5 protein-coding genes and 2 pseudogenes are annotated in these 7062 nt (G+C 70.2%); 2 read left to right on the plus strand and 5 right to left on the minus strand.

The annotated features are described in order from the left end of the window. The 5 genes and pseudogenes from A3IC_RS70850 to A3IC_RS0111950 all read right to left on the minus strand — a co-directional run. Positions 1 to 648, minus strand: a pseudogene (locus A3IC_RS70850) (peptidase C14); the annotation flags it as partial. Positions 649 to 727: 79 nt separating this feature from the next. Next, complete coding sequence (locus A3IC_RS0111935) at positions 728 to 1591, minus strand: SDR family NAD(P)-dependent oxidoreductase (protein ID WP_020550283.1); 864 nt, start codon at positions 1589 to 1591, stop codon at positions 728 to 730. Next, positions 1588 to 2448 carry an amidohydrolase family protein gene (locus A3IC_RS0111940; protein WP_020550284.1) on the minus strand — a complete coding sequence of 287 codons (861 nt, stop codon included), beginning with the start codon at positions 2446 to 2448 and terminating at the stop codon, positions 1588 to 1590. The genes A3IC_RS0111935 and A3IC_RS0111940 overlap by 4 nt, the downstream gene beginning before the upstream one ends. After that, a complete protein-coding gene (locus A3IC_RS0111945) occupies positions 2445 to 3635 on the minus strand; it encodes a mandelate racemase/muconate lactonizing enzyme family protein (protein ID WP_020550285.1) in 1191 nt (396 codons plus the stop codon). Before A3IC_RS0111945 ends, A3IC_RS0111940 begins: the two co-directional genes overlap by 4 nt. Next, the gene (locus tag A3IC_RS0111950) at positions 3635 to 5008 is read right to left on the minus strand and encodes an aspartate aminotransferase family protein (protein WP_020550286.1); all 1374 of its coding nucleotides are present in this window, start codon (positions 5006 to 5008) and stop codon (positions 3635 to 3637) included. Before A3IC_RS0111950 ends, A3IC_RS0111945 begins: the two co-directional genes overlap by 1 nt. Positions 5009 to 5222: 214 nt before the next feature. On the opposite strand from A3IC_RS0111950, the gene A3IC_RS0111955 reads away from it, so the two are divergent. Then, the gene (locus A3IC_RS0111955) at positions 5223 to 6056 is read left to right on the plus strand and encodes an IclR family transcriptional regulator (RefSeq protein ID WP_026218162.1); all 834 of its coding nucleotides are present in this window, start codon (positions 5223 to 5225) and stop codon (positions 6054 to 6056) included. Positions 6057 to 6387: 331 nt separating this feature from the next. Further along, positions 6388 to 7062 (plus strand): annotated as a pseudogene (locus A3IC_RS70855) (peptidase C14); the annotation flags it as partial.

Here is a 7062-nt window from a genome sequence, read left to right on the forward strand (position 1 = left end):
CACCGTGTCGGTGACCTTGCCCTTGAAGTACAGGACGGCGCCGAAGGGGTTGTCGTGGGTGTTCTTCTCGATGCCGGTGGTGCGGACGGTGTGTCCGCCGAAGTCGAGCACGATCCGGGAGCGGCCGAAGGTGTGCCGTTTGACGAACAGCAGGTCGCTGTGCGCTTCGACGCGGTGGACGTACGGGTCGTTGACCATCGCGTCCAGCGCGGCGTCGGCGGGGACCTTGTCGTCCAGGATGCCGAACCGGCGGAAGTCCATCACCCCGTCGTGCACCTGGATCCAGCGACCCTCGCGCTTGGGTGAGCCGAGCGCGAGCACGGTGCCGCCGTTGACCGGCAGCTTCGAGCGCGGTTCCCAGCGCACCACCATGCCGCCGCCGTCGCCCGGCGCGTGATAGCCGGCCACGAGGACCATCGTGTTCGCCGGCAGCCGGCGGGTTTCCAGGTCCAGCAGCGCGGCGATCGTCGGCACGCTGCCGGAGGGTTCGCGGCGCCCGCCGTCGCGGTCGTCGTCGGGGGAGGCCGAAGCGGTACCCGCGGCCGCCGTGCCGGCGAGCAGCAGCCCGCCCAATCCACCCGCGGCCAACAACCGGCGGCGGGACGACGAAGGGGAAGAACCGAGTGAGGACATGGGGGTCCCGCTCACTTTCTCGATCCGTGCACGAAGGGGGATGCGGGGCGGGCGGGTCGCTCGGGAAGCGGAGCGGCCCGCCCGCGCCGGTGAATCAGAGCGAGTTGCGGTACGGCGGCATGTAGCGCATCCGGGGCATCTGGTCGGCCAGCACCCCGCCGTCCACGACGATCCGGGTGCCGGTCACATAGGACGCGGCGGGCGAGGCGAGGAAGACCACGGCGCCCGCGCACTCGTTCGGGTCGGCGTACCGGCCGAGCGGGATGCGCTCGCGGTAGGCGGCCTCGAACGGCTCGCGATCGAGCGGGAATTCGCCGTCGATGGGTGTCTCGACCATGCCCGGGGCCACCGCGTTGACGGTGATGTCGTGCGGGGCCAGTTCGACCGCCAGACTCTGTACCAGCAGGTCCACCCCCGCCTTGGAGGCGTTGTAGTGGGCCAGCCCGGCCTCGGCCACGTGGGCGTTCTTCGAGGTCACCGCGATGATCCGGCCCGGCACGCGGTCCGCGATCATGTGCTCGGCGATCCGCTGGGACAGGAAGAAGACCGCGTCCAGGTTGACCGCGAGCACCCGGCGCCAACTCGCCACGGTCACCTCGTTGAACCGCTCCAGGGCGGCCGTGCCCGCGTTGTTGACCAGGATGTGCAGCGGTCCGACGTCAGCCCGCAGTTCGTCCACGTAGCCGGCCAACCCGGCGGTATCGGCCAGGTCGAACGGCCGGATCCACGACGTCCGACCGGTGGCCTCGACCAGGGCGCTCGTCGCGGTCAGATCCACGCCCGGCCGATCGGTGAGCACGACGTCGGCACCCGCTGCCGCGAGGGCGACCGCGAACGCCCGGCCCAGGCCGCCGGCGGCGCCGGTGACCAGGGCCGTGCGATCGGTCAGCGCGAAGGTCGCGCCGAGCCCACCGGCCGGTGCGGTGCCCCGCCCGCCGGGCGCCGAGGTGCCGGTCACGACAACCCCAACAGCGGCAGCGCGTCGCGGAAGATCAGCTCTTCGACCGCGTCTTGATCCAGCGGCGGCAGACCGGGAATGCCCGGCACCGCGGCCACCGCACGCAGACCCGCCACCGACGCGTCCACCGTGGTGAACGGGTAGTCGCTGCCGAACAGCAGCTTGTGCAGCACGCCGTAGTCCTGGGCCAGCCGCAGGCTGTGCCACAGCTGGAACGGGCGGTAGTGCAGCGCGCTGACGTCCGCGTACAGGTGCGGGTGCTTACGGATCACCGCGATGCACTCGCCCTCGAACGGGTGGCCCAGATGGGCGAGCACCATCCGCAGCTCGGGATGGCGGATGGCGACCGGATCCAGCAACCTGGGCTGCGCGTAGGCGATCGGCGCCGCCGAGACGAACGTGGTCCCGGTGTGCACCAGGATCGGCAGGCCGTTGGCCTCGGCATAGGCGAACAACGGGTCGTACTGCGGATCACCCGGGTCGAAACCCGCGTACATCGGCATCAGCTTGATCCCGCGAAGGCCCAACTCCTGGTGCCCGAAACGTAGTTCGTCCTGCCACCCGACCTGCGTCGGGTCGATGGACAGGTAGCCGATCAGCCGATCCGGCTGCGCGGCCACGTATTCGGCGACCGCCTTGTCCTCGACCCACAGGCCGCTGCGCCGGGCCTTGCCGCCGACCACGATGGTGCGGGTGTTCGCCGGGCTGGATGCCGCGTAGTCGGCCCAGCGCACGGTCAGGTCGACCTCGCCGTCGTGTGCGCGGGCCGACTCGGCCTTGAACGCGTCGTCGAAGTCGCAGCACTGACGGAAGAGATGGGAATGGACGTCGACGATGCCCGAGCGCCGGGAGCTCACGTGCGGTTCCTCTTCTCCCAGCCGTCCGAGAACATGTTCCAGAACCGGTGGGTGGGCGGGTGCTCGGCGAACACGTCGTCGTCCAACTCGACACCGAAGCCCGGCGCGGTCGGGATCCCCACGTGTCCGTCGGCGGTCACCGGCAACGTGCCGCGTACCGCGTCGAAGACGAACGGCTCCAGCAGCCCGTCGAACGTCTCCAGGATCTTGAAGTTGGTGATCCCGAGCGAGGCGTGCACGGAAACCGTGGTGCACAGCGGCGAGTTGGAGTTGTGTGGGGCGACCATCATGCCGTGCGTGTCGGCGATCGCGGCCAGCTTGCGCACCTCGGTGAGGCCACCCGCCATGGACAGGTCCGGCTGGATGATGTCCACGGCGTTCGTGGCGAACAACTGCTTGTACTCGTAGCGGTTGTGGAAGTGCTCGCCGCCGGAGATGGGGAACGGCGCACGGGCGCGCAGCTCCGCGTAGCGCTCGATGTGCGTCCACGGCATCGGCTCCTCGAGCCAGCCGATGTCGAACGGTTCCAGGGCCCGCAGCAGCGCCGACGCGGTGGTCATCGCGAACCTGGCGTGGCCCTCGATGAACAGGTCCACGTCCGGCCCGATCGCCTCGCGCACCGCGCCGACCAGTTCGACGGACTGCCGCAGTTCGGCCCGCGAGAGCTCGTGCAGGCCGGCCCCGAACGGGTCGAACTTCAGCGCCGAGTAGCCCTTGGCCACGGTCTCCTTGGCCTTGGCCGCGAACACGTCGGGCTCGCGCTCGCCGTTGTACCAGCCGTTGGCGTACACCCGGACCCGGTCGCGGCAGGCGCCGCCGGTGAGGCGGTACACCGGTACGCCGAGCGCCTTGCCCATCAGGTCGTGCATGGCCTGGTCGAAGCCGGACAGCGCGATCCCGCCGATGTCGCCGCCGCGCAGGAAGTCGCCCTGGTAGAGCCGCAGCCACAGTTCCTCGGTGTCGAACGGGTCGGCACCGATCAGATGCCGGTTCGCCAGCGCCTGGGCCAGCGCGGCGGTCTCGGCGACCCGGTACGGGTGGGTGATCTCACCGACGCCGGACAGGCCCTGGTCGGTGTGCACGCGCACATAGCCGAAGTCGCGCCACGCGGTGCCCAGAAGCAGTGTCTCGACGTGGGTGATCCGGCCGGCCGGGCCGGTGGGTCGGGTGCGGTCGACGATCAACATCAGCGCGCCGTCCCTTCGTTCGCGCCGCCCATGGTGGACGTGCCGGCCAACTCGCTGATCCCGCCGTCCTTGATCGCGTCCTGCACGGCCAGTTCGGTCGCGGCGATCAGGTGGTCCACGTCCGCGTCGGTGTGCGCGTACGAGATGTGACTGCGCTTGAGGTTGAGCGGCAGCTCGAACACGCCGTGCTCCAAAAGCCTGCGGCGGTAGCCGATGAACAGGCCGGCGTCGTTGGCGAGCAGGTCGTCGTAGCTGCGCGGGACGCCGCCGGACATGAAGTAGGTGACGAATACCGAGCCGTAGCCGGTGACCACGGCCGGGATGCCCAGCCGGGTGTACATCTCGGTCAGGCCGGTGCGGACCCGGTCGCCGAGCCGGAACACGTGCTCGTGCACCGGTTCCTCGCGCAGCTTGCGCAGCGTCTCCAGGGCGGCGGCGACCACCCACGGGTGGCCGTTGTAGGTGCCCGCGAAGAACGCCGGGGCGCCGGGAAGGGTGCTGAACTGGTCCATCAGGTCGGCCCGGCCGCCGAGCGCGCCGACCGGGGCGCCGTTGGCGATGGCCTTGCCGAACGTGGTGAGGTCGGGCGTGATGCCGGCGATCTTCTGGTAGCCGCCGAGGTCGTGCCGGAAGCCGGTGATCACCTCGTCGAAGACCAGCACCGAGCCGTGTGCGGTGCACTGTTCGCGCAGCGTGGTGAGGAACTCGGGGTCGGGCAGCAGGCAGCCGACGTTGTGCGGGATCGGCTCCAGGATCACCGCGGCGATGTCCTTGCCGTGCTCGGCGAACGCGGTGCGCACCGCGGCCGGGTCGTTGAACGGCAGGACCAGGGTGGCTTCGAGCACCTCGGGCAGGATGCCGGTGGAGATCGGGTCGTGTGCGCCGACCGCCTCGGGCGAGGAGATCACGTTCAGGCTGACCGAGTCGTGCCAACCGTGGTAGCAACCCTGGAACTTGACGATCAGTCGGCGGCCGGTGACCGCGCGGGCGACCCGCAGTGCGTGGAAGGTGGCCTCGCTGCCGGTGCTGGTGAGCAGCACCTTCTCGACGGAGGGGACCAACTCGACCAGGGTCTCGGCGAGGGTGACCTCGCCCTCGGTGACGGCCACACCGGTCAGGTCCAGCCGGCTCGCCGCCTCGTTCACCGCGCGCTGCACGTCCGGGTCGTTGTGGCCCAGCAGCGGCGGGCCGAACGCGGAGTGGTAGTCGGTGAAGACGCGACCCTCGGCGTCGGTGAAGGTCGCGCCGCTGGTGTCGGTGACGACCAGCTCGGTCAGACCCGGGATCCGGCGCTGACCGCTGTTCACCCCGCCCGGGATGACCCGAAGGGCTCGGGCGGGTAGGGAGTCGGTGGCGGCTGTGCCGACACTCATCGGTGGGCTCCTTGCGTCGTTCGTGACCGTTCGGATCCGCGGCCCTGCCAGGCCGTGGATCGCCGGCGCCATCCGCCTTCGGCACGCGTCGCAGGTGTTGCATGTTCTCTACACCGTGTTTTCTGAACACTGTTCGGCAGGACCGAACAGTCCCAGACTTTACATTTGGATGTACAAACCAGTCAAGAGGTCTGGACCGGTAAAGTGTTCTGCTATGTCGAACAGCGTTAACGAGAATGTCGAGGAGTCGAAGTACTGGGTGAAGTCCGTCGCCCGGGCCGCGGACATCCTCGAGGTGCTCTCCACACGTGGTCCGGGGGACGGCATGAGCGTCACCGAGGTCGGTCAGGCCTGCGGGATCTCCAAGAGCGCCACCTTCGGACTGCTCCAGACCCTGCGCGGCTACGGCCTCGTCTCGGACGACGGGGAAGGGATGAATCGGCGCTACCGGCTCGGGATGGGCCTGGCCCGGCTCGGCGATCGGGCCCAGTCGCAGGTGTCCCTGCGCGACGTGGCCCGGCCGGTGCTGGCCGAACTGACCAGGGAGACCGGCATGGCCGCGCGCTTCGCGGTGCCCGAGGGAGGGCTCGCGGTGGTGGTGGACCAGGTCGGCATAGAGCAGCGGGTGCGCCTGGATCTGCGGATGGGCGTGCGCGAGCTGCCGCACTGCACCGGACTGGGCAAGGCCATCCTGTCCGCACTGCCGGAGGTCGAGGCGCGTGCGGTGATCGAGCGCTCGGGCCTGCCCCGGCGCACGTCGCACACGATCACCGACACCGCGACCCTGCTCGCGCACCTGCGCGACATCCGGCAGACCGGCTACGCGCTGGACGACGAGGAGGACGCGGACGGGATCTTCTGCATCGGCAGCCCGGTCCGCGACCACCGGGACCTGTGCGTGGGCGCGATCAGCATCACCGGCCTCAAGCTCGACCTGCCCGGCTGGCGGTTCCAGGAACTGGGCCGCCAGGTCCGGGCCGGCGCGCTGCGGGTCAGCCGCGAGCTGGGCAGCACGGAGAGTGGCGAAGGTGAGATCGACGCCGGCTGAAACACGCCGGTGAACAATCGGACCGATGGGGTCGAGACGGGACGATCCGTTGCGACCCCATCGTGTTCCTCCGATCACGGACGATGAAAGTCGGCCACAGGGCCTTGACCGGGATCATCGGGCGGGTCTACGTTCCTTGACTCATCAGGGCCCGCACGTTCGCTGCCACGAATCGTGCCCGGTTTCCGGCCCTGGGGTCGACGGTCCGTCAGCGGGCCGAGCCGCCCACCCCAAGCCATCCGCCGCGCGTTTCCCACCGGTTGGGAACGCCGCATCGGCACGTGTCACGGGAAGCATCCTCACCCCCCTGCCGCCGAAGGCCGAGGTCCCGATGAGCACGTCCCCCGAAACTTCCACCGCCGTCACGACGCAGGCTCCCGCGCCCGCGTCCTCCCGTCGCCGCCTGCTCGCCGCGGGCGGCCTGGGCGGCCTGCTCCTGGCCGGCGCCGCCACGACGGGTACGGCCGGCGCCGCCACGTCGGCGTCCTCGTCCTCCGACGATCGACACGCGGACGGCAACGTGCCCACCGGTGTCGCCACCGTCGCCGCGCTGCTGCGGCTGGAGACCCGCCGACTGGCCGCGAACACCATCGTCGTGGTCGCCGGCTACCACGCCGCGGGCGACGGCGGCGGCATGGTGGTGCGCTGGGAACCGCGCTCGACCCTGCCGGTCAACGGCGGCACCGTGCTGGCCGACCCCTCGCCCCGGCGCGAGGGTCGCTGGATCCAGGTGCACGACGGGGTGATGGACTTCCGCCGGTTCGGCATCCTGGACGACAAGGTCCCCGCCGACGCCGCGCTGGACGCGATGGTCAACGACCCGTACGTCCACCGCGTCGAAGCGCACAGCGACCTGCTGTTCGTCAAACGGCACACCTTCGGCCGCTCCCGGATCGTGCTCGACTTCGGCGGACACACCGTCCGCACCACCGGCATCGAGAAGAACACCCACGACAACCCCTTCGGCGCCGTCCTGTACTTCAAGGGCAAGGTCACCGACACGGTG

Source organism: Embleya scabrispora DSM 41855 (assembly GCF_000372745.1).
Lineage (GTDB): Bacteria > Actinomycetota > Actinomycetes > Streptomycetales > Streptomycetaceae > Embleya > Embleya scabrispora.

Bases quoted from the DNA above. Each gene is read 5' to 3' on its own strand.
- A3IC_RS0111945 (WP_020550285.1), bottom strand. From the start codon at position 3,635: ATGTTGATCGTCGACCGCACCCGACCCACCGGCCCGGCCGGCCGGATC.
- A3IC_RS0111950 (WP_020550286.1), bottom strand. From the start codon at position 5,008: ATGAGTGTCGGCACAGCCGCCACCGACTCCCTACCCGCCCGAGCCCTT.
- A3IC_RS0111955 (WP_026218162.1), top strand. From the start codon at position 5,223: ATGTCGAACAGCGTTAACGAGAATGTCGAGGAGTCGAAGTACTGGGTG.